This is a genomic window from Streptomyces sp. PA03-3a (assembly GCF_033792735.1).
GTDB lineage: Bacteria > Actinomycetota > Actinomycetes > Streptomycetales > Streptomycetaceae > Actinacidiphila.
On record NZ_JARAVM010000002.1, the window covers coordinates 374,444 to 395,024 of the forward strand.

Here is a 20,581-nt window from a genome sequence, read left to right on the forward strand (position 1 = left end):
ATGGCCGTCTACCGCCAGCCGGGAACCGTCATCACCGACCACACCTTCCAGGTGCCGCTCGACCACGCGGACCCGGGCGGTGAGCGGATCGAGGTGTACGCACGGGAGGTCGTGGCCGCCGGGCGGGAACGAGATCCGCTGCCCTGGCTGCTCTTCCTGCAGGGCGGGCCGGGCGGCCGGTCGCCGCGGCCGCTGGGCCGCGACGGCTGGCTCACCCGGGCGCTGGACGACTACCGCGTGCTGCTGCTCGACCAGCGGGGCACCGGCCGTTCCACCCCTGCGAACCGCCAGACCCTGCCGCTGCGCGGGGACGCCTCGGCCCAGGCCCGGTATCTGGAGCACTTCCGGGCCGACTCGATCGTCCGCGACTGCGAGCTCATCCGCCGTGAACTGCTCGGCGAGGACGGACAGTGGAGCCTGCTCGGCCAGAGCTACGGCGGCTTCTGCACGCTCACTTACCTGTCCTTCGCCCCCGAGGGCGTCCGCGAGGCCTTCGTGACCGGCGGGCTCGCCGGCCTGCGCAGCACCGCCGAGGACGTCTACCGGGCCGCCTACCCCCGCGTGGAGCGGAAGACGGCGGCGCACTACGCGCGTTACCCCGAGGACGTCGAGACGGTCCGCGCGGTCGTGCGGCACCTGCGCGAGCGCGAGGTCAGGCTCCCGGGCGGCGGCCTGCTGACCGCGGAGGCCTTCCAGGTCACCGGGATGCTGCTGGGCACGGGAACCGGCTCGCACACACTGCACTACCTGCTCGAGGACGCCTTCGTGACCGGGGGATCCGGCCTCCAGCTGTCCGACTCCTTCCTCGCCGAGGTCCAGGGGCATCTGTCGTTCGCGGGCAACCCGCTCTACGCGGTGCTCCACGAGTCGATCTACGGCCAGCGCTCGGTCTCGCCGAGGGCCACCGGCTGGGCCGCCGAGTCGGTACGGGCCGAGTTCCCGCAGTTCGACGTCGACAAGCCGCTGGCGGACGACGCGCCGGTGCTGCTGACCGGCGAGATGATCTACCCCTGGATGTTCGCCCTGGACCCGGCCCTGGCGCCGCTGCGCGAGACGGCGCACCACCTGGCGCAGCACGAGGAGTGGCCCGACCTGTACGACCCGGGTCAGTTGGCGCGGAACGAGGTGCCGGTGGCGGCGGCCGTCTACCACGACGACATGTACGTGGACACGGCCGATTCGCTCGCCACCGCACGTTCCGTCCGGGGCCTGCGCACCTGGGTCACCGACGAGTACGAGCACGACGGACTCCGGGTGAGCGGCGGCCGGGTCCTCGACCGGCTGATCCGGCTGGCCCGCGGCGAGCTGTGAACAGCGCCGCCCTGCGGGCACGTGCGACGCTCTGCCGCCGCAGGTAGCGGCGGAGCGGCTCCGGCGAGAGACCGTTGTTGACGGCGGCGTGGAGCAGCCGGGCGAAGGTGTAGTCGGGGGCGAGGTGCAGGGCGCGGCCGAAGGCAACGCGTGCCGTCGCCTCGTCCCCGGCGGACCAGGCGACCCAGCCGGCGAGCGTCAGGGGCGCGGCGGCGTGCTCGTGGTACGGCTCGACGCAGCGCCGGGCGAGCGCCCGCCACAGGCGCACCGCGGGGTCGGTGTGCGGCGGGTCCATCCACTCGGCCGCCTCGTCGCGGGTGGCGCGGTCCTGCAGCCCGAGGATCATCGAGGCGGCCTCGTCGTCGTCCAGCAGCGCGTCGTCATCGCTGTCGGCCTCCGGCCCCTCCCCCACGGGTGTGGCGGCCCGGAAGCGCTCGAGCGCCTCACGCAGCAGGCGCAGGGTGGTGCGCCGCACCTCGTCGGAGTCGTCCCGCTCCAGCATGCGCGGCACAAGGGCGGCGGCCGCCGCGTCCAGGGCGTCCGCGCGGGCCGCGGACGCCGGTGTGCCGGGCGGCGGCGGGGTGAGGCGCTCCTCCGTCTCCTTGAGGGAGCCGGTGATCCGCAGGCCCGCGTAGGCGGCCGCCGCGGTCATCACGGAATCGCCGGACTGCGTGATCCCGATGCCCTCGCGCGGGAACCGCTCCGAATCCGGGCAGCAGTAGGACCACCAGCGGCCGGAGGAGACGCACAGCGCCTCGACGACGGGGACGTCTAGCGTGCCGCAGGCGATCCGCAGCCGCTGAGCCAGCGGGCGCAGGCGTTCCGCGACCTGGTGGGGGTCTTCTCCGGGGGCGGGTTCCTGGACGAGGAAGAGCACGATCGCGTCCGGCCGTGCGCCGCGCTGCTCGCTTCCGTTCACCAGGCACTCCGCCAACTGCTGTGCGGCGCCGGGCCACTCCGCGGCGTCCCGTGGGATGCCGAGCCGGGCCCGGCCGCCGAAACGGCCGCGCTCGCCGTGCAGCGCGATCATGAGAATGCTGTCGTCGGGGTGGAAGCCGCACAGGTACGGGAGCGCGGCGGCGAGTTCGGCGGGGCTGCGCAGCGTGACCTTGGGGTCGTCCGAGGGGCGGGGGGATTCGATGTGCTGAGTCATGATCCGAAGGTCCCGTACGCCGCGGATCTCCACCAGACCCCTCCAAAACCTGTGGATAACTCGCGCATATCATCGCAATTACCTGGGGTGAGTTATCCACAGGCCGCCTCCGCGCGGTTGGCGCGGTGTCGGTGCCATCGGGTTGCATGGGGGCATGACCACCGCACTGCGCACAGCCGCCGACACGATCCTCAGCCGGCTCGTCGGGGACCCGACGGGCACCGCCCGCCTGCGCGAGGACCAGTGGCGTGCCGTCGAGGCGCTGGTCGCACACGGCCGCCGGGCCCTGGTGGTCCAGCGCACGGGCTGGGGCAAGTCGGCCGTGTACTTCGTGGCCACCGCGCTGCTCCGCGAGCGCGGCAGCGGTCCCACGGTGATCGTCTCCCCGTTGCTGGCGCTGATGCGGAACCAGATCGACGCCGCCGACCGCGCCGGCATCCGCGCCCGCACCATCAACTCGGCCAACCCCGAGGAATGGGACACGGTGCAGGCCGAGGTCGCCTCAGGAGAGGTGGACGTCCTGCTGGTGAGCCCGGAGAGGCTCAACAACCCCGACTTCCGGGACCAGGTGCTGCCCAAACTCGCCGCCACCACGGGTCTGCTCGTCGTCGACGAGGCCCACTGCATCTCCGACTGGGGCCACGACTTCCGGCCCGACTACCGCCGGTTGCGGACGATGCTCGCCGATCTCACCCCGGGCGTTCCCGTACTGGCCACGACCGCCACCGCCAACGCGCGCGTGACGGCCGACGTCGCCGAGCAACTGGGGACCGGCGACCACGAGGGCGCCCTGGTGCTGCGCGGGCCGCTGGAGCGCGAGAGCCTGTCCCTCGGCGTGCTGCGCATGCCCGACGCCGCCCACCGGCTCGCCTGGCTCGCCGACCACATCGGCGACCTCCCAGGCTCGGGCATCGTCTACACCCTGACGGTGGCGGCCGCGGAGGAGGTCACCGCCTTCCTTCGGCAGCGCGGGCACCGGGTCGCCGCCTACTCGGGGCGCACCGAGGACGCCGACCGCCGGGCCGCGGAAGCCGCACTGCTGAACAACGAGGTCAAGGCGCTGGTCGCCACCTCGGCGCTCGGCATGGGCTTCGACAAGCCGGACCTGGGCTTCGTGGTGCACCTGGGCTCGCCCTCCTCCCCCATCGCCTACTACCAGCAGGTGGGCCGCGCCGGACGCGGTGTCGACCACGCGGAGGTGCTGCTGCTCCCCGGGCCCGAGGACGAGGCGATCTGGCGCTACTTCGCCTCGCTCGCCTTCCCGCGTGAGGAACAGGTGCGGCGCACCCTGGAGACCCTGGCCGCCGCCGAGGGCCCGATGTCGGTCCCCGCGCTCGAAACCCGGGTGGACCTGCGCCGCAACCGGTTGGAGACCATGCTCAAGGTCCTCGACGTGGACGGCGCGGTGCACCGGGTGCGGGGCGGCTGGACGGCGACGGGCCGGCCCTGGACATACGACACCGAGCGGTACGCGTGGGTGGACCGGCAGCGCAAGGCCGAGCAGCAGGCGATGCGCGAGTACGCCACGACCTCGATGTGCCGCATGGAGTACCTGCGCCGCCAGCTCGACGACGAGGAGGCCGCCCCCTGCGGCCGCTGCGACAACTGCGCCGGGGCCCGGTTCACCGCGGAGGTCTCCCGCGAGGCCCTGGAGGCGGCGCGGGCCGCCCTCGGACGCCCCGGGGTCGAGGTCGAGCCCCGCCGGATGTGGCCGACGGGCCTGCCCGCGATCGGCATCGACCTGAAGGGGAAGATCCCGCCGGGCGAACAGGCAGCGACAGGACGGGCCCTCGGACGGCTCTCCGACATCGGCTGGGGCAACCGGCTCCGCCCGCTGTTCGCGGAGAACGCCGCGGACGGGCCCGTGCCGGACGACGTGGCGCAGGCGGTGGTGCAGGTGCTGGCCGACTGGGCGAGGGGCCCGGGCGGCTGGGCGAGCGGCGAGCCCGACGCCCCGCAGCGGCCGGCCGGCGTCGTCACCATCGCCTCGCACACCCGGCCGCAGCTCATCGCGTCACTCGGCGCGCGCATCGCCGAGATCGGCCGCATGCCGCTGCTCGGGGAGGTGGCGCACAGCGGTGACCTGGAGCCCTCGCGGGTCCCGCGCAGCAACAGCGCACAGCGACTGCGGGCGCTGCACGGGGCGTTCGCCCTTCCACCCGCCCTCTCCGAAGCCCTGGCCGCGGCCGAGGGACCCGTCCTGCTGGTCGACGACTTCACCGAGACGGGGTGGACCGTGGCCGTAGCAGCGCGGTTGTTGCGCCGTGCCGGGGTTACCGCAGTGTTTCCCCTGGTCCTGGCGTTGCAGGGCTGACGCGTAGTCACCATGTGAGACGGGGAAGGGATCTAAGCGGCGGAGGGCCAGATAACAGACAGGTCGGCAAAATGACCGTTGCCGCCCGCGTGTGCGACAGGAACAATTGAGTCTGGATCCCCGCATCGGCTCTTGGAGCCCCACGACCGGCATGCCCTCGCACGCCCGGTCGCGGACGCATACCCGAAGGGAGGACCGTGGCCATCGGCTTCGCTCCGGAAACCGCATCCGTGAATGCCTCCCGCCGCGCCGGACGCCATCGCACCCTCGAGCCTGCCGAATGGACCGCCGCGGGCATCCCCCTGCTGATCAACCCGCGCGAGGTGGTCACCGACCTCCACACGCGGCACCTTCCGGCGCCCGGCACCGCCGTGGTCGCGGTCTACTCCCCCGACGAACGGCTGACGGCCAGCGCGTCGTTCGCGCAGCGTCCCCACGTCGTCGACGGCTGGGAGCGGCGCAACGCCATCCTCGCCCACCTGCGCCGGATCACGGCGGACGACCTTCGGCGGCGCAGACCGGTGCGCACCGCGGTCCTGCTCGTCTGCCGGGACGGCGGAGCGGGCTGGACCGAGGTGGACGGGGCCTGGATGTGGGGGCTGCGGGACGCCTGCTCGCTGTACGGGCTGCGCCCCGGGTCGTACATCACCGTGACCGACGAGGGCTGGCGGGTGCAGGGCGAGGACCGTACCGGACGTACCCCGAACGCCACCTCCTGGTCGGCGGCCACGAGCCGCGGCGCAGCGAGCCTGCGTCCCAGCGGGACGCCGCCCCTGCGCCGCGCGGCGGCGCGTTGATCAGGCGTTGACGCCGAGCAGCGCGTTGATCCGCTGCTGGTCGCCGCAGAGGACCAGCAGCTTCCCGGCCTTCGCCATCGCGGAGGGCAGGACACGCGCCACGGTCTCGTCGGAGCCGCCGTTGACGGCCACGACCACGACGGGCCGGCCCGTGGCGCGGTCGGCGTCGTGGGCGGCGTAGAACACGTCGTCGCCGGCGTCGTGCTGGGCCCAGTAGGACGCCTCGCCGAAGCTCAGCTCGTGCGCCGCCCAGGGGTGCTGCTCGCCGGTGGTGAGCACCAGGACCTCACCGGGAGCGCGCCCGCTGTCCAGCAGCAGGTCGACGGCCTCGTCGGCGGCGTCCAGGGCGCCGTCCACCGAAGCGGGGATGAGCTGGATCTGCGCCGACGGGTCGGCGGAGACGGAGGCCGCGGCCTCGGAGTCCCGCGGCGAACGCTGCTGCGGGGGTACGACGGACCCGCGGGCCGGACCAGGACGGCCGGGACGGGCGTTCGCCGCCGGAGCGCCACGCGGCGGCGCGGGACGCGGAGGCGCGGGGCGGGGGCCGGAGCCCGGTACGGGGCGGGGGGTCGGCGCGGGCCGGCCGGCGGCCGGGGCTACGCGGGGACCCGGGACACTCTCGTGAATCTGAGGCTCCTCGGGGGTGAGAGGCATGTGCTGATGTCTATCAAATGCGCCGGAACAACGCAGCGGCGGGTAGGTCACAACTCGGCTCAGAAATCGAACCCGAGTTGCTCACCCGTCTCCCCCGCCTCCACGGTCTCCCGGACCTTCTTCAAGTGCTGCCAACGCGGCAGCGTATCGAGATATGCCCAGGACAGCCGGTGGAGGGGGGTGGGCCCCAGCTCCTCCAGTGCCGCCCGGTGCACCGGCGAAGGGTACCCGGCATTGGCCTCGAAGCCGAACGGAGCATAGTCCACGCCCAGTTCCGCCATCATCGCGTCCCGCCGGACCTTGGCGATCACGGAGGCGGCCGCCACTGCCACGCAGGAGCGGTCGCCCTTGATGACCGTGCGCACGCGCCAGGGACCCCCGAGGTAGTCGTGCTTGCCGTCGAGTATCACCGCGTCGGGCCGCACGGGCAGGACGTCCAGGGCGCGTGTGGCGGCCAGCCGCAGCGCGGCGGTCATCCCGAGCTCGTCGATCTCCTCCGGGGAGGCGTGGCCGAGCGCGAAGGAGTTCACCCATCCGCTGAGCACGGCGGCGAGTTCGTTGCGGCGCTTGACGGTGAGCAGTTTGGAGTCGGTGAGCCCGTCGGGGGGCCGTCGCAGGCCGGTGACGGCGGCGCACACTGTGACGGGCCCGGCCCAGGCGCCCCGTCCGACCTCATCGACACCCGCGATGACCTTGGCGCCGAGGGTCGCGCGCAGCGAGCGTTCGACGGTGTGGGTTGGGGGTTCGTGGACCATGGCAGGGCTTAGCCTACGCTCCCGCGTTGGGCCGCCTCGGAGCAGGGCCGGGAAGCCGGTGGGGGGCGGCGCCGGTGACGGCCGGGGGCCGGTCCCGGCGGCCGCGTCAGGGGCGCAGCAGGGGCAGCATCACCTGGTCGACGACCTCGATGAGGTCCTCCTCGGTGATCTCCCGGCCGCCGATCTTCGACCGGTACATCATCAGCGCGGGCACGACGTCGGCGACGATGTCGCCGGTGGCGTCGGGCCGCACCTCGCCGCGTCCGATGCCGCGCCGGACCACGTCCAGGATGCGCTGCTTGGTGGGCTCGACGACCCCCTCCATGATCAGCCGCACGAAGCAGTGGGCGGCCTCCTGGTCGCACTCGTCGATCACCGAGCGCAGGGCGAGCCCCCCGCGCGAGTACATCGCCTCGCGCATCCGCAGTACGAGGAAGACCAGGTCCTCCCGCAGCCCGCCCAGGTCCGGGACGTCGGGGACCTCGGGGAAGGCCGTCTGCAGGGCGTCCGCGACCAGAGCCTGCTTGGACGGCCAGCGGCGGTAGACGGCGGCCTTGCCGGTCTGGGCACCGGCGGCGACGCCCTCCATGGTCAGCCCTCGCCAGCCCACCGTGCTCAGCTGCTCCAGGGCGGCCCCGAGGATCGCCCGCTCCAGAACGGGCCCGCGACGACGGGTCCCCGCTCCCTGCGACATGGCCATGCCACCTTCTCATTCACTCTCTAGTGAACGCTTGCGTTCACTACAACCATCACCCTACTGTCGTACACAGTGAACGCCATCGTTCACTAAGTCACCGACTGGGGGACCTCGTGACGACCGGACAACTCACCTCACCACGAAAGCCCGGAGCCGCGCGACGCGACGGCAGGCCCGGCATCGCACTCGCGGTGATCGCGGCCTGCCAGCTCATGGTCGTGCTGGACGCCACCATTGTGAACATCGCGCTCCCGCACATCCAGGACGCGCTCTCCTTCTCCACCACCGACCTGTCCTGGGTGCTCAACGCCTACACGCTCACCTTCGGCGGCCTGCTGCTGCTCGGCGGGCGCGCGGGCGACATCCTGGGACGGCGCAGGGTGTTCGTCTTCGGCATCCTGCTGTTCTCCCTCGCCTCGCTGCTGGGGGGCTTCGCCCAGGAGCCGTGGCAACTGCTCGCCGCGCGCTCCCTGCAAGGCGTCGGGGGCGCGATAGCCTCGCCGACCTCGCTGGCACTCATCACCACCAACTTCCCCGAGGGCCCGGCACGCAACCGGGCCTTCGGTGTGTTCGCCGCGGTGTCCGCGGGCGGCGGCGCCGTGGGGCTGCTGGCGGGCGGCATGCTCACCGACTGGCTCGACTGGCGCTGGGTGTTCTTCGTCAACGTGCCCATCGGCCTGCTGATCGCCTTCCTGGCGCCCCGCTTCATCAGCGAGTCGGAGCGGCACCCGGGGCGGTTCGACATCGCCGGAGCCGTCACCTCGACGCTCGGCATGGCCTCGCTCGTCTACGGCTTCATCCGCGCCGCCCACTCCGGGTGGCGGGACGCGCTGACCCTGCCCTCGTTCGCCGCCGCCGTCGTGCTGCTCGGCGCCTTCGTGGTCATCGAGCGGCGGGCCCGGGAGCCGATCACCCCGCTGCGGATGTTCGCCGACCGCAACCGCTCGGGCACCTATGTGATGATGCTGAGCCTGGCCGCGGCCATGTTCGGCATGTTCTTCTTTATCGTCATCTTCGTTCAGAACGTGCTGGGTTACAGCCCCATCGCGGCGGGCTTCGCCTTCCTGCCGGTCACCGCGGCGATCGTCACCGGCGCCGGGCTGTCGACCCGCTTCCTGCCGGTGCTCGGACCGAAGCCGTTCCTCGTCGCCGGCTCCGCGCTGACCGGTTCCGGGATGGCGTGGCTGACCCAGGTCGACCCCGGCAGCAGCTACGTGGGCGGGGTCCTCGGCCCGATGCTGCTCTTCGGCTTCGGCATGGGCCTGAACTTCGTCACGCTGACCCTGACGGCCGTCTCCGGCGTCGCCCAGCACGAGGCCGGGGCCGCGTCCGGGCTGCTCAACGCGATGCAGCAGGTGGGCGGCTCGCTCGGACTGTCCATCCTGGTGACGGTGTTCGGCACCGCGAGCCGCGACAAGGCCACCGGTCTGCTCCCGGACTTCCTCGCGCACTCCACGCCGGAGCAGCAGGCCGCCTTCCGGCAGACCCACGAACTGCCGCCGCCGTGGGGCCACGAGGTCCTGGCGCACGGCATCTCGACCGCCTTCTACGCGGCCGTGGGGCTGGTCGCGCTGGCGCTGGTCACGGCGTTGTTCGTGATCCGGGTCCGCAAGAGCGACCTGGAGGCGCTCAGCGGCAACGCGGGCACGCCCGCGGCCTGACGCCGGCGCCGCCGCCCGGCCCGAGGGGAGGCCGGGACGGCGGCACACGGCGCGCGTGTCACGGGAAGACGGGGTCGCGCCACTCGTCGTAGAAGCCCCCCAGCCCCGCCGCGTCACACGGCCGGTTGCCGGTCCGCGGCGGACGGTCGTCGAGCAGGGCCCTCGCCCGGACCTCGCCCAGGCTGGTGGTGTACCAGGCCTCGGTGCCGTCCTCGTAGAGGTGCTCCACGATCTTCTCCAGGGCGCAGGAGCGCTGCGGCTCCGGCAGTTCGTCCAGCTCCGGGACGGCGTCCGCGGAGAGGTTCCGCAGATACGCCAGGTCGATCTTGCCGGTGCTGCCGAAGCGGCTCACCTGCTGGCCGGCGATGAGCGAGTCGGGCGAGACCAGCCCGAAGGCGAGGACGGACGCCGCCGCGCTCACCACCACCGCGCGCGGCAGCCGGCGCGCGCCGAACACCCCGGCCGCCATGATGAGGACGATCAGCAGCCCGAGCCACAGCTCCACCCCCGCCACCGAGATCCGCAGCCGCGTCAGCCCGTAGGCGTCGACGTACAGGTCCATGCGGCGCAGCGCGGAGGCGACCACGACCAGGGTCAGCACGCAGATCGCGCCCAGGACGGAGCGCACGAGCAGCACGTCCCGGTCGGAGCCGCGCGGCGCCCACCGCAGGGCGAGGCCGATCACCACCACGGTGAGCAGGGTGACGACGAGCAACTGCCAGAAGCCCTGCCGGGCGTATTCCGCGTAGGTCAGCCCCGTCTTGGCGAGCACCTTCTCGTAACCGCCGAACAGCACGGCGAGCTGGACGGCGTTGAAGGCGGCGAACAGGACCGCGAGGACGACCAGCGGCAGCGCCCACTCGGCGCGCCGCCGGGCGCGCCCCGGCTTGACCTTGATCCGGTCCCAGCGGCGCGGCGCCGCGGCGGTCCACGCCGCGCAGAGAGCGAAGAGCGTGCCGACGACGAGGAGCAGGACGCGCAGCGGTGCGTCGGTGACGGTCACGTCGGGCATGAGGTCGGCCAGCAGATCCGCGAACGCCGCGTCGGCCCCTGCGAAAAGCGCGCCGAAGACGACCAGGAGCACGACGGTCACGCCGACGGTCTTCAGCATCGGCAGCACCCGACCGCGGTCGCGGCCTGCCCGCTCGCGCAGCCCGCGCAGCGCCCAGCCGATCGCGGGCACCGGAGCGAACCACAGTCCCGCGCCACCGAGCAGGACGCCCGGCCAGCGGCGGCCGCCGTGCAGGGCCAGCGAGCCCAGGAAGGCGGCCGCGACGACGGCCAGGAACGACGGCCACCACGCGTCCCTCAGGGCCGGGATCAGCAGCAGCGTCAGACCGGCCACCGCCCAGACCGCGGACCAGGGCCGGAGCCGCCGGCCGTGGTCGAGGGCGGCGACGGCGGCCGCGACGGCGGCCGGAACGGTGACCAGCAGCAGGTTGATCCCCAGGCCGCCGCGGAGCAGGGCCGCGGTCAGCACACCGGTGAGCAGCGCCGTCCAGAGCACGGCGGGCCGCACGGTGCGCGGGGTCCGCGGCCGGCTCGCGGTCACCCACGCCGGCGGTGGAGGCGGCGGCGGGGGCGTCCATTGACGCGTGTAGGGCGCTGCCGGGTGGACGGGTGGACCGTGCTTCCGCGGCGGCGCCTGCGGATGCGCCTGCGAATGTGCCTGCGCGGGCGCCTGCGCCGCCGGTGCGGCGTCGGACGGCGTGTCGGACATGAGAACCCCTCCCCGCCGGTCGTGCGGCGGCCGGGGCTGCGCGCGGGACCGGTACTCGACTGCGCGTCCGGCGAAGATCAGCCGGACGGCGTGGCCGACAGGCTAGGCGCGCCGGCCGTCCCGGCGAACGCGAGGCGGGCCCGCCGGCCCAGTCTGTGACAGGGCCGTGACAATGGAGAGGGTTGCCGAGCCCACGGGCGGGGGCGACGGGCGCGGCTCAGCGGCCGGGCAGCCACTCCGGCAGCGGCTCGCAGCGCTCCTGCCACGCGCGCGGAGGCTCGCCGCCGGCCCCGGCGGCGATGATTCCGCCGACGATGGCGCAGGTGGTGTCCACGTCGCCGCCCGCGCGGGCGGTGGTCCAGAAGGCGCCCTCATAGTCGCCGAGGCCCCTGGCGGCCGACCACAGGGCGAAGGGGACGGTGTCGTGGGCGCTGGTGCGCCGGCCGTTGCCGAGCACGGCCGCGACGGTGGCGACGTCGTCGTAGTCGAGCATGTCCACGGCGCGGCGCAGCCCGGCGTGCACGGCGCTGCGCGGCAGCAGCGCCACGACGCGGGTGACGAGGTCCGCCGGGTCACCGGGGCCCGCCGGGTCCGCGGCGAGCGCGGCGGCGGCCGCGACGGCCATCGCGCCGACGACGGCCTCGCGATGCTGGTGGGTGGTGTACGCCGACAGCTCGGCCTGCTCGGCCGCCTTCTCCGGCTCGCCCGCGTACCAGGCGCCCAGGGGCGCCACGCGCATCGCGGCGCCGTTGCCCCACGAGCCCTGGCCGTTGAACATCTCGGCCGCGAGGGTGCGCCAGTCGGCGCCCTCCTGCCGGATCAGCCGCAGCATGCGGTTGACGCCGGGGCCGTAACCGCGGTCGAAGTCGTGGTGCGCCGCGAAGGAGGCGGCCAGGGCGTCCTGGTCGATCGAGCCGTGCGAGTCCAGGATCGCGACGACCGAGCACGCCATCTCGGTGTCGTCCGTCCACTGCCAGGTTCCCGGTGGCAGCGCGCGGCCCTGCAGTGCCGGGTAGTGCGCCGGCACGAAGAACTGGGAGCCGAGGGCGTCGCCCAGGGCGAGACCGCGCAGGCTGGACAGTGCGCGGCGGCGTGGAAGGTCATGCGGGTCAGCGGTCATGGCGGGAGAACTCTGACATCCGGTGCCACCCGGGTCAATCGTCCTGTGCGCAATCTCACCCGTGATATCGCGCCAGGTCGGAGTCGGTGGTCCGCCAGCGGGAGAAGGGCCGGTCGAGCCGGTACCGGCCGTCGGGCTCCGCGAGCAGCATCCGCGTCTCGCCGTTGTCGGGGTTCGACAGGCACTCGAACTCGTCGACGGTCCAGTGGAACCACCGCATGCAGAACAGCCGCATGGTGAGCCCGTGCGTGACCAGCAGCACGTTCGGCGGGAACTCGGGCTTGTCGAAGGCGCGGTAGAGCGTCTCCAGGAAGGACCCGACGCGGTCGTAGACGTCCGCCCCGGACTCGCCCTGGGCGAAGCGGTAGAAGAAGTGGCCGTAGGCGTCCCTGGCCTTGCGCTGCCGCTGCACGTCCTCGGCGTCCTGGTAGTTCCCCCAGTCCTGCTCGCGCAGCCGGGGCTCCTCCTTGGCCCGGGTACGGCAGGGCTCCAGGCCGAGCAGGTGGAAGGTCTGATGCGTCCGGCGATATGGCGAGACGAAGGCCTGCACCCGCTCTTCGCCGAACAGCTCCCGCAGCTCCCGGCCGGCCGCGCGGGCCTGCTCCTCGCCCCTGCCCGTGAGGGTCAGCGCGTGGTCGGGCACCCGCTCGTAGATCGTATCGTCGGCATTGCCCTGTGACTCTCCGTGCCTGATGAGCACTATGCGACGCGGTCGGGCCATGGCCTCACTGTAATTCGTGCGCGCGAGCGAGGTCGCGGCGGGCGCCCGCCGCGTCCACAGGCCGGGCGTCCCCCGCTCCGATTGTCAGTGGCGCACCTCAGACTCAGCATGAAGAGGGGGGCGCCTTCGCGCGCCACGGTTGGAGGCCGCCATGAAGACCACGTCGTTCGTCCCCGGCACACCCTGCTGGACCGATCTCAGCAGTCCCGACATCGAGGCCTCGCGCGCGTTCTACGGCGGTCTGTTCGGCTGGGACTCCGAGGCGGGCCCGCCGGAGGCCGGCGGGTACACCTTCTTCAGCCTGCGCGGCGAGCAGGTGGCGGCCGTCGGCCCGGTGATGGCCGAGGGGGACCGGCCCCGGTGGATCACCTACATGGCCACGAGCGACGTGGCGGACACCGCCAAGGCGGTCGAGGCGGCGGGCGGCTCGGTGTCCGTGCCGCCGATGGCCGTCTTCGACCAGGGCAGCTTCGCTCAGTTCACGGACCCGCACGGGGCGGAGTTCGCCGCGTGGCAGCCGGGCCGGTTCGGCGGCGCGGGCCTGCTCGACGAGCCGGGCGCGCTGTGCTGGATCGAACTCAACACCCGGGACGTGGACGGCTCCCGCGCCTTCTACCGGAACGTCTTCGGCTGGACGGGCGAGACCCACCCGTTCGCCGGGGACAGCTCCTACACCGAGCTCGAGGTGGAGGGCACGGGCCGGAGGTTCGGCGGCATCCTGCTGATGAACGACGCCTGGCCGCAGGAGATACCCCAGCACTGGATGCACTACTTCTCCGTCGCCGACACCGACGCGGCCGCCGCGCGGGCCACCGAGCTCGGGGGGAGCGTCTCCGTGCCGCCGTTCGACCTCGAGCACGTCGGACGGGTCGCCGTCCTCGACGATCCGCACGGCGCGTACTTCTCGGTGATCACCCGCCCCGCACAGGGCGCGTCGGGCTGATGCGCCGGACGGCTACCGGGCGCGTCCCCGGTCACCGTGCCGTCATATCGACCAGGACTGCTCCAGGTCGACGACGTCACCGGCGACGGTGAGCACGTCGGCGTCGAGCTCGGCCCGTTCGGACAGCCGCAGGATGGAACCGTCCCGGTACTTGGCGTGCTCGGAGGCCGAGTCCCATATCGACAGCACCAGGAAGTCGGACTCGGGTCCCTGCGCGAAGACCCCGCGCAGCATGCCCGGGGAGCCGGCCATGGCCGGGTTCCACACCTTCTCCTGCATCAGCACGAAGTGCTCGACGCGGTCCGGCCGCACCTTGCAGTGCGCCAGGCGCAGCAGGTCGCTGTCGGCGAAGCGGGGCCGGAAGCCGACCTTGACGTCGAGGCGGTGCTCGAAGAGCTTGACGCCGAGGCTCTCGTAGGTTCCGGCCTGGGCGGCCGCGAGGCGGTCATGGGGGCCGGCCATGAAGGCGTCGTAGTAGTCGCGGTCCTCCCAGAACGCGAAGAGGTGCGCGACACCCGGCTGGCTGCGGCTCCAGCCGCCGCCCTGCCCCCGGAACCCGGGCTCCCCCATGAGCCCGTTGGCCCATTTCCGCTGCCCACGCTCGAATCCGGCGCGATCGACGATTCCGCAGCGAATCCACTTCACCAGCACCGCGCCATCCTATGGCCCGCCGACGGGCCTTCCGCTCTATCGAAGTGCCAACTCGCCTGAACGGGAGACAAATCGATCACGACAGGAACTCCTCGGAACCGCGCCCGCTCGTCGAGGGCCTCGCCACCGGCACCGGCGCCCTGCCCGCGTACACGGCTCGGCCGTCCTCACCGGACACCGAAAAGAAGGGCCGAAACAAATAGTCCTCAACAAAACCATCTGCTAGCGTCTTACCTGGCTCCCCGACGACCAGGAGACGACGCCATGTCCTTACGCCCGCGGCACCTTCAGCACCCGCAGCTCTCATCGACGGCCGCGCCCATGCCGGCCACCCCGGCCCGCCGCTCCCGCGGGCCGGCTCTCGCCGTCCTGTGCGCCGGAATGCTGATGATCATCCTGGACGGCAGCATCGTCACCGTGGCGCTCCCCGCCATCCAGCGCGACCTGCGCTTCTCCCCGGCCGACCTGACCTGGACCGTCAACGCGTACATGATCGCCTTCGGCGGGCTGCTCCTGCTGTCCGGACGACTCGGCGACCTTCTCGGGCGCAAGCGGATGTTCGTCGCAGGGCTGGCCGTCTTCACCGGTGCCTCGCTCCTCTGCGGCGTCGCCACCGGCCAGGCCGTGCTCATCGGCGCCCGCTTCCTCCAGGGCATCGGCGGCGCGATGACCTCCGCCGTCAGTCTCGGCCTGCTGGTCACGCTCTTCCCCGAACCCCGCGAACGCGGCCGGGCCATCGGTGCGTTCAGCTTCGTCGGCGCCGCCGGGGCCTCGATCGGCCAGGTGCTCGGCGGAATCCTCAGCCAGGCCGTCAGCTGGCACTGGATCTTCTTCATCAACCTGCCCATCGGGCTGGCGGCCGTGCTGCTGGCCGTGCGCGTGCTGGAGCCCGACCCGGCGCGTCCCCCGGCCCGGGGCGCCGACGCCCTCGGCGCGCTCCTGGTCACCACCGGCCTGATGACCGGGGTCTACGCGATCGTCCAGACAGGCGGCCAGGGCTGGGCCTCTACGCGCACCGTCCTCCTCGCGGCCCTGACCCTCGCGCTCCTCGCGGCGTTCGTGCTGCGCCAGGCGACCGCGGCGTCCCCACTGCTGCCACTGCGCATGTTCCGCTCACGCGAGGTCTCCGGGGCCAACCTCGTCCAGATGCTGATGGTCTCGGCCCTCTTCGGCTTCCAGATCCTGATGGCGCTCTACCTGCAGAACGTCCGGGGCTACGGTGCCGCCGCGACGGGACTGGCGATGCTGCCCGCCGCGCTGAGCATCGGCACCGTCTCACTGCTGCTCTCCGCCCGGCTGGGCGCGCGCTTCGGCGAGCGACGCGTCCTGCTCTGCGGGCTCGCCCTGCTGGTGGCCGCGCTCGGCCTGCTCACCCGGCTGCCGGTGCACGCCGGCTACGCCGCCGACCTGCTGCCCACGATGCTGCTGGCGTCCGGCTTCGGCCTCGCCGTCTCGGCTCTGACGGTGCTCGGCATGTCCGGCGCGGGCCCGGAGGACGCGGGCGTCGCCTCGGGCCTGTTCACCACCACCCAGCAGGTGGGCGGCGCCCTCGGCGTTGCCGTCCTGTCCACCCTCGCCGGCTCCCGCACCCGCACCCTCGTCGCCGACGGGCACGACGCGGCGGCCGCCCTCACGGGCGGCTTCCGCCTCGCCTTCGGCACCGGCGCGGTCCTCCTGGCGGTGGCCTTCGTGCTCGCGCTGGTGATACTGCGACCGCGGCGCGGGCGGGACGCCCCAGCGCAGGCCTGACGGCGGGCGGCCGGGCCCGCCCCCGCGGGTCCGGCCGGTCGTCCCTTCACGGCCGCCGGGCTTTCGTTCCCGCCCCTCACAGGGCTGCGCGAACGACGCCGCCCGTCACTCCTGCGCAGGGGCCGAGAACACCGACAGGTACTCCTCGGTGCGGAAGCCGGCCGACGCGTACACGGGCTCGCCCATCGCGCTCGCGTAGAGGTACGCCGTGGGGGCGCCCGCGGCATGCCCCGCACGCACCAGCTCCATGGTGACCGCCCTCCCGTGGCCGCGCCGCCGGTGACCGGGGAGCGTGGAGACGTTGAAGATGCCGTTGAGGTCGCCGCGCACCGCAGTCATGCCCGTCCCGACCGGAACGCCCTCCACCTCCGCCACGTAGAACGTGACCCCCTCCAGGCCGCCCATGGCCGGATCGGCGAACAGCCCGAACACCTCCTGCGGCACCTGGAAGCCCTCCGCCATGACCGCCGCGTACAGGCCGAGTTCGGCAGGGCTCACCGGGCGCACCTTCAGCGAGTCGTCGGCCGGTTCGGCCGGCATCCCCCGGTCGGGGTGCCTGACCATGAGCGGACTGCGGTCGAGGCGGGTCAGACCGTGCCGTGCCGCCTCGTCCGTGACACTGCGTCCCGGTACCCCGCGGACCTGGATGCTCCACGGGACCTCCCACGGCTCGGACTCCGCCAGCGCGGCGATGTCGTCCGCGAGTGGTTCGGGGCTGGGGCTGAACACGCCGTTCAGCGAGGCGACCGGCGCCCCGGACACGGCCAGCACGGCGCCGCCCCGGCCCCTTCGGGTACGTCCGGTGGCGACCGTCGCCAGGCCTTCCACGAGATCGGCGTAGGCGGTCGCGATCCGCCCCAGCGGGTTTTGCGCATCGGTCATGGGGAACCGACCTTCCTTTGGTTCTTGAGATAGGCGGCCGGCGTGGCCCCGTACACGGATTTGAAGTGCCTGATGAAGTGGCTGGCGTCCGAGAAGTGCCAGCGTGCCGCGACCTCGGACATTCCGGCCGTGCTGCCGCGGGCCACCAGCTCGTCGTGCGCCTGCTGCAGACGGCGCCGCCGGGCGAACGACATGACGGAGTCGTTCGACGCCGAGAAGCACCGGTGCAGCGTCCGCAGGGACACCCCGACGCTGCGGGCGACCATCGGGGGCGACAGGTCGCCGCTTTCGAGGTTCCGCTCTATGACGTTCCTGGCGGCGGCCACGACGGCCTGCGGATGGTCACCCAGCCCCGAACCCGGCCGTTCGGAGATGATGCGGGAGAACAACGTCGCACAGGCGTCACGGGCCATCTTCCGCGCGGCCGCCGACCTCTCCAGCTCGCCGCTGCTCCTCCTGACCGCCTCCAGGAAGTTGAGGAAGAAGCGGACCTCGGGAACCTCGGCGTGCGACACGTACGCCTGGCCCAGCGCCCTGGGCGACCCGATCCGGGGGATCACGAGGTCCCGGGGGACGGATATGACGTGCGCGGTCGTCGCCGGCGCGCACGAGAACTCCCAGGAGGCCTTCGTGTCGCGGATGCATATCTGCCCGGGCCCGACGGAATGCCTCGTCTTCCCGTCCTGGAACTCGATCCAGCCCGAGGTCACCAGGTCGGCGACGATCGGGTCGCGGTCGAGGTTGTTCCCCGACACCCCGGTCAGTGAATCGCAGTAGACCTGGGCGGAGAGCAGTCCGTCGATGAGGTGGCCGCTCGCGACGAAGCGGAAACCGCGGGTGACGGCGAAATGCGGGACGGAAAGGCGAATGAGGTGCGAGAACGGGCCGCGCTCCCAGTCCAGGAAATGCCGTTCGGAGGCCTGGGCCTGCTCGGCCGTCAAGCTCATGTCGGCCCGGTAATCTATGGAACCCTCGCGATGCTGCGCGCAGTCCACCGCACCCGCCAATCGCTGATCTTTCACCTGCGCCCTCTCGACCGGGTGTCCGCGCCGAGGCCGCCACCCGGATGACAACGTTATCCGATTCCGGATCGGTAATGCGCGGACCACCCGCGGTCGGTCATCGGAATCCCGAATGAAATGCCACGTTCCATCGCGGTCGACGAATCAGCCGGGCCTCGTTGCCCACCGGGTCCGTCCACGGCCGCGATCGCCGCGCCCGAGACGCACGTGCCCGCGCCCGCGGCCCGATCGGGGCGACGCAAGGCACGGCGCGGCGCGGCGCGGCCCACGACATCATGGCCCATGCGACGCCCCCCGAATAGTACGGCCGTGCCAGGTCCCGTACGAGAAGGGCGGCGCCCGGATTCCATCACCGCCGGTCCGGCCCGACGGCGATTCCGCGGCCGAAGGAACACACGGGAACCGGGCACCCGCCCTCCCGGGATGGAAATTCCGTGCCCGGGATGGAAAGAGAGCGCCAATTCGACGGAATCACGACCGGAACTTGCCTGAGGATCCCTCAGAATGCTTGCATCAGCGCCTGGTTCAGGTTGACGTCGAAGGGGACAGCACGCGATGAATCCGGCTGTGTCGATCCACCGGGTGCGCGTCGCCCTGGCCGTGCTCAGCCTCGCGCTGTTCGTCCAGACGGCGTCCTGGCTCCTGTACGACATCGCCGCTCGCGGTCTGCCCGGCGCGTGGTCGGCGTGGACGACCGGTGACGCACCCGGCCTGGCGGCGACGACCTCCCTGGACCTGGGGCTGGCGGCACTGCAACTAGCGGCCGGCCTGGCGGCGCTCCACCGGACCCGTGGCGCCGGCGGGCTGCTTCTCGCCGCGTGCGCGGCGACGCTCGGTTTCCGCCTGCCCGCGATCTGGTACGTCCTCCTCGACTCCCCCTCCGACCCCTGGTTCGGCACCCTGGAAGGCCCTTCGGTGAAGGCCGTCGGCGGCACCGCCGTCCTCGCGGCGGTGCTCGCCGTCGTCCTCGCCGCGCTGCTGTTCCTGGCGCGGCGGATGGAGTACGAGGCCGCCGCCGCGGAGGCGGCGTCCGGCGGCGGGACCCGCCCGGTGAAGGTCACGGCGACCGCCTCGGGGCTGCTGCTCGCGGTGCTGAACGTCTTCTACATCGGCAGGAACGCGGTGACGGCGTTCCAGGTCGGCCCCGGCACGCTCGGCGACCTGCTCGTCGGCAAGGGCACGGGACGGGCGGTCCTCGGCGTCTCCGCCCCGTACCAGTGGGCCTGCCTGACGGTGCTGTGCGGGGCCGGGATGCTGTTCGCCGCCCGGCGCCGCCCCGTCGCGACCGGGTTCTCCGTGGGCCTGGCGCTGTTCATGATGCCGTCGGCGTTCACGGAGCTGTGGGCGTACGCGGTGGGCGCGGTAGCCCAGACCCCGCTGGACACCTTCCAGGACCTGCTGGAGTTCGTGGGTTCGGCGGCCGTGGTCGCCCTCGTCGCCGGGGACGTCCGCCGCGATCGCCGTCCGGGCGTCCGTTTCGCGGACGGCGCCGTGCCCTCGGTGCCGTCCGCGGGGGACCCGGTCGGCGTCGCCCCGGGGCACGACGACGGGTCCCGCGACGGGTGACGACTCAGCGCGCGTCCGGCCGGAACCCGGCGACGGCGTTGTCGAAGACCGCCCGGTAGGACCCCCAGCGGTCGGACGGTGCGGAGAGGTAGACCGTGAACTCCTGCTCGCCGGGCCGCCCGAAGCCGAGGTCGACGGCCCGGAAGTCGCGGGCCGTCCCCTTGAACGTGAACTCCCATATCGCGGCGGGCCGCCCGCGCCAGCGGGTGCTCTGCATCCGCAGCCGCTCGTAGCCCTCCAGGTCCGGGACCATCTGCGCCTCGACGTCCTCGAAGTGCCGGAGCGGGCTGGGTCCCGCGAAGTCGAGCGCGGCGACCCGCAGGCCCACCAGTCCCGTGGGGTCGACGTAGACGAACTGCCGCCCGTCGTCGCTCACCTGGCGCTTCCAGCCGTCCGGCACGGGAACGGAGAAGCCGCGTTCCCGCTCCGCGGCGAGGTGGTAGCCGTCGGGGACCGGGGGCGGCGTGTACAAGGGCGTCGGCGACGCGGAGGGCACGGCCGAGGCGGAGGCGGCGGACGGGTGCGGCGTGGTCACCCCGGACGAGGACGGGGACTGGCCCGCCGCACCGTGGCGCGGCTCGCCGAGGAGCGGCACCGCGTAGTAACCGCCACCGGCGAGGACGGGCACCAGGAGGGCGGCCGCCCACAACGAGGCACGGCGCCGGCGGGCGTGCGGCGGGGAGAGAGGGGCAGGCACGTGAACGGGAGAGGTCACGGGACCGCCGGCCCGCGACCGCGCGGCGGGGGCCGGCCCGGCAAGGGAGGCGAGGCTGTCGCGGGGGACGCTCTCGGTCTCGGTCTCGGCGGCACCGGCCCGCAGCAACCGCTCGGCCTCCTCCGCCGACAGCCGCCCCCGCGGCTCCCG

Annotated in this window: 18 protein-coding genes; 7 read left to right on the forward strand and 11 right to left on the reverse strand. The window is 73.0% G+C overall.

Translation table 11 applies throughout. The features are described from left to right. On the forward strand, nt 1–1,311 hold the full coding sequence (locus tag PV342_RS03840) for an alpha/beta fold hydrolase (RefSeq protein WP_361008822.1): 1,311 nt from the start codon (nt 1–3) through the stop codon (nt 1,309–1,311). Here the strand turns inward: PV342_RS03840 and PV342_RS03845 are convergent. Continuing rightward, nucleotides 1,223–2,464, reverse strand: coding sequence for a DUF4192 domain-containing protein (locus PV342_RS03845; protein WP_500315793.1), 1,242 nt, complete (start codon nt 2,462–2,464; stop codon nt 1,223–1,225). The genes PV342_RS03840 and PV342_RS03845 overlap by 89 nt on opposite strands. Nucleotides 2,465–2,618: 154 nt before the next feature. On the opposite strand from PV342_RS03845, the gene PV342_RS03850 reads away from it, so the two are divergent. Together PV342_RS03850 and PV342_RS03855 are read left to right on the forward strand one after the other, a co-directional pair. After that, entirely contained in the window at nt 2,619–4,778 is a 2,160-nt protein-coding gene (locus PV342_RS03850; protein ID WP_400795501.1) for a RecQ family ATP-dependent DNA helicase, read from the forward strand. Nucleotides 4,779–4,975: 197 nt separating this feature from the next. Continuing rightward, on the forward strand, nt 4,976–5,575 hold the full coding sequence (locus tag PV342_RS03855) for a hypothetical protein (RefSeq protein ID WP_018561896.1): 600 nt from the start codon (nt 4,976–4,978) through the stop codon (nt 5,573–5,575). Here PV342_RS03855 and PV342_RS03860 read toward each other — a convergent pair whose 3' ends face one another. The 3 genes from PV342_RS03860 to PV342_RS03870 all read right to left on the reverse strand — a co-directional run bounded on the left by PV342_RS03860 (nt 5,576) and on the right by PV342_RS03870 (nt 7,684). Continuing rightward, on the reverse strand, nt 5,576–6,229 hold the full coding sequence (locus PV342_RS03860) for a hypothetical protein (RefSeq protein ID WP_391579677.1): 654 nt from the start codon (nt 6,227–6,229) through the stop codon (nt 5,576–5,578). A gap of 59 nt (nt 6,230–6,288) precedes the next feature. After that, nucleotides 6,289–6,984: a ribonuclease HII gene (gene rnhB / locus PV342_RS03865; RefSeq protein WP_361008812.1), complete on the reverse strand. Its 696-nt coding sequence runs from the start codon at nt 6,982–6,984 to the stop codon at nt 6,289–6,291. 106 nt (nt 6,985–7,090) lie between these two features. Then, nucleotides 7,091–7,684: a TetR/AcrR family transcriptional regulator gene (locus tag PV342_RS03870; RefSeq protein ID WP_089223097.1), complete on the reverse strand. Its 594-nt coding sequence runs from the start codon at nt 7,682–7,684 to the stop codon at nt 7,091–7,093. 110 nt (nt 7,685–7,794) lie between these two features. Here PV342_RS03870 and PV342_RS03875 point away from each other — a divergent pair, with 110 nt between their 5' ends. Beyond that, nucleotides 7,795–9,342: an MFS transporter gene (locus tag PV342_RS03875; RefSeq protein ID WP_386987420.1), complete on the forward strand. Its 1,548-nt coding sequence runs from the start codon at nt 7,795–7,797 to the stop codon at nt 9,340–9,342. Nucleotides 9,343–9,400: 58 nt separating this feature from the next. On the opposite strand, the gene PV342_RS03880 is transcribed toward PV342_RS03875, so the two are convergent. The 3 genes from PV342_RS03880 to PV342_RS03890 form a co-directional block, all read right to left on the reverse strand. Then, entirely contained in the window at nt 9,401–10,894 is a 1,494-nt protein-coding gene (locus PV342_RS03880; RefSeq protein ID WP_500315794.1) for a DUF4153 domain-containing protein, read from the reverse strand. Nucleotides 10,895–11,279: 385 nt separating this feature from the next. Then, the gene (locus PV342_RS03885; RefSeq protein WP_500315795.1) at nt 11,280–12,182 is read right to left on the reverse strand and encodes an ADP-ribosylglycohydrolase family protein; all 903 of its coding nucleotides are present in this window, start codon (nt 12,180–12,182) and stop codon (nt 11,280–11,282) included. Between the two features lie 55 nt (nt 12,183–12,237). Continuing rightward, on the reverse strand, nt 12,238–12,903 hold the full coding sequence (locus PV342_RS03890; RefSeq protein WP_329185317.1) for a phosphoglycerate mutase family protein: 666 nt from the start codon (nt 12,901–12,903) through the stop codon (nt 12,238–12,240). A 151-nt stretch (nt 12,904–13,054) separates the two neighbouring features. Here PV342_RS03890 and PV342_RS03895 point away from each other — a divergent pair, with 151 nt between their 5' ends. Then, entirely contained in the window at nt 13,055–13,846 is a 792-nt protein-coding gene (locus tag PV342_RS03895; protein ID WP_361008803.1) for a VOC family protein, read from the forward strand. A 42-nt stretch (nt 13,847–13,888) separates the two neighbouring features. Here PV342_RS03895 and PV342_RS03900 read toward each other — a convergent pair whose 3' ends face one another. After that, nucleotides 13,889–14,497: a YdbC family protein gene (locus PV342_RS03900; RefSeq protein WP_026251519.1), complete on the reverse strand. Its 609-nt coding sequence runs from the start codon at nt 14,495–14,497 to the stop codon at nt 13,889–13,891. A gap of 321 nt (nt 14,498–14,818) precedes the next feature. On the opposite strand from PV342_RS03900, the gene PV342_RS03905 reads away from it, so the two are divergent. Continuing rightward, nucleotides 14,819–16,246, forward strand: coding sequence for an MFS transporter (locus PV342_RS03905; protein ID WP_500315802.1), 1,428 nt, complete (start codon nt 14,819–14,821; stop codon nt 16,244–16,246). A gap of 105 nt (nt 16,247–16,351) precedes the next feature. On the opposite strand, the gene PV342_RS03910 is transcribed toward PV342_RS03905, so the two are convergent. Together PV342_RS03910 and PV342_RS03915 are read right to left on the reverse strand one after the other, a co-directional pair. Then, nucleotides 16,352–17,128, reverse strand: a complete 777-nt coding sequence (locus tag PV342_RS03910; RefSeq protein ID WP_386987433.1) for a GNAT family N-acetyltransferase — start codon at nt 17,126–17,128, stop codon at nt 16,352–16,354. Continuing rightward, nucleotides 17,125–18,075 carry a helix-turn-helix transcriptional regulator gene (locus PV342_RS03915; RefSeq protein WP_500315796.1) on the reverse strand — a complete coding sequence of 317 codons (951 nt, stop codon included), beginning with the start codon at nt 18,073–18,075 and terminating at the stop codon, nt 17,125–17,127. The genes PV342_RS03910 and PV342_RS03915 overlap by 4 nt, the downstream gene beginning before the upstream one ends. 630 nt (nt 18,076–18,705) lie before the next feature. On the opposite strand from PV342_RS03915, the gene PV342_RS03920 reads away from it, so the two are divergent. Continuing rightward, nucleotides 18,706–19,716, forward strand: coding sequence for a hypothetical protein (locus PV342_RS03920; protein WP_500315797.1), 1,011 nt, complete (start codon nt 18,706–18,708; stop codon nt 19,714–19,716). 4 nt (nt 19,717–19,720) lie between these two features. Here PV342_RS03920 and PV342_RS03925 read toward each other — a convergent pair. Continuing rightward, on the reverse strand, nt 19,721–20,581 hold an 861-nt coding region (locus PV342_RS03925; RefSeq protein WP_500315798.1), incomplete at its 5' end, for a serine/threonine kinase C-terminal domain-containing protein.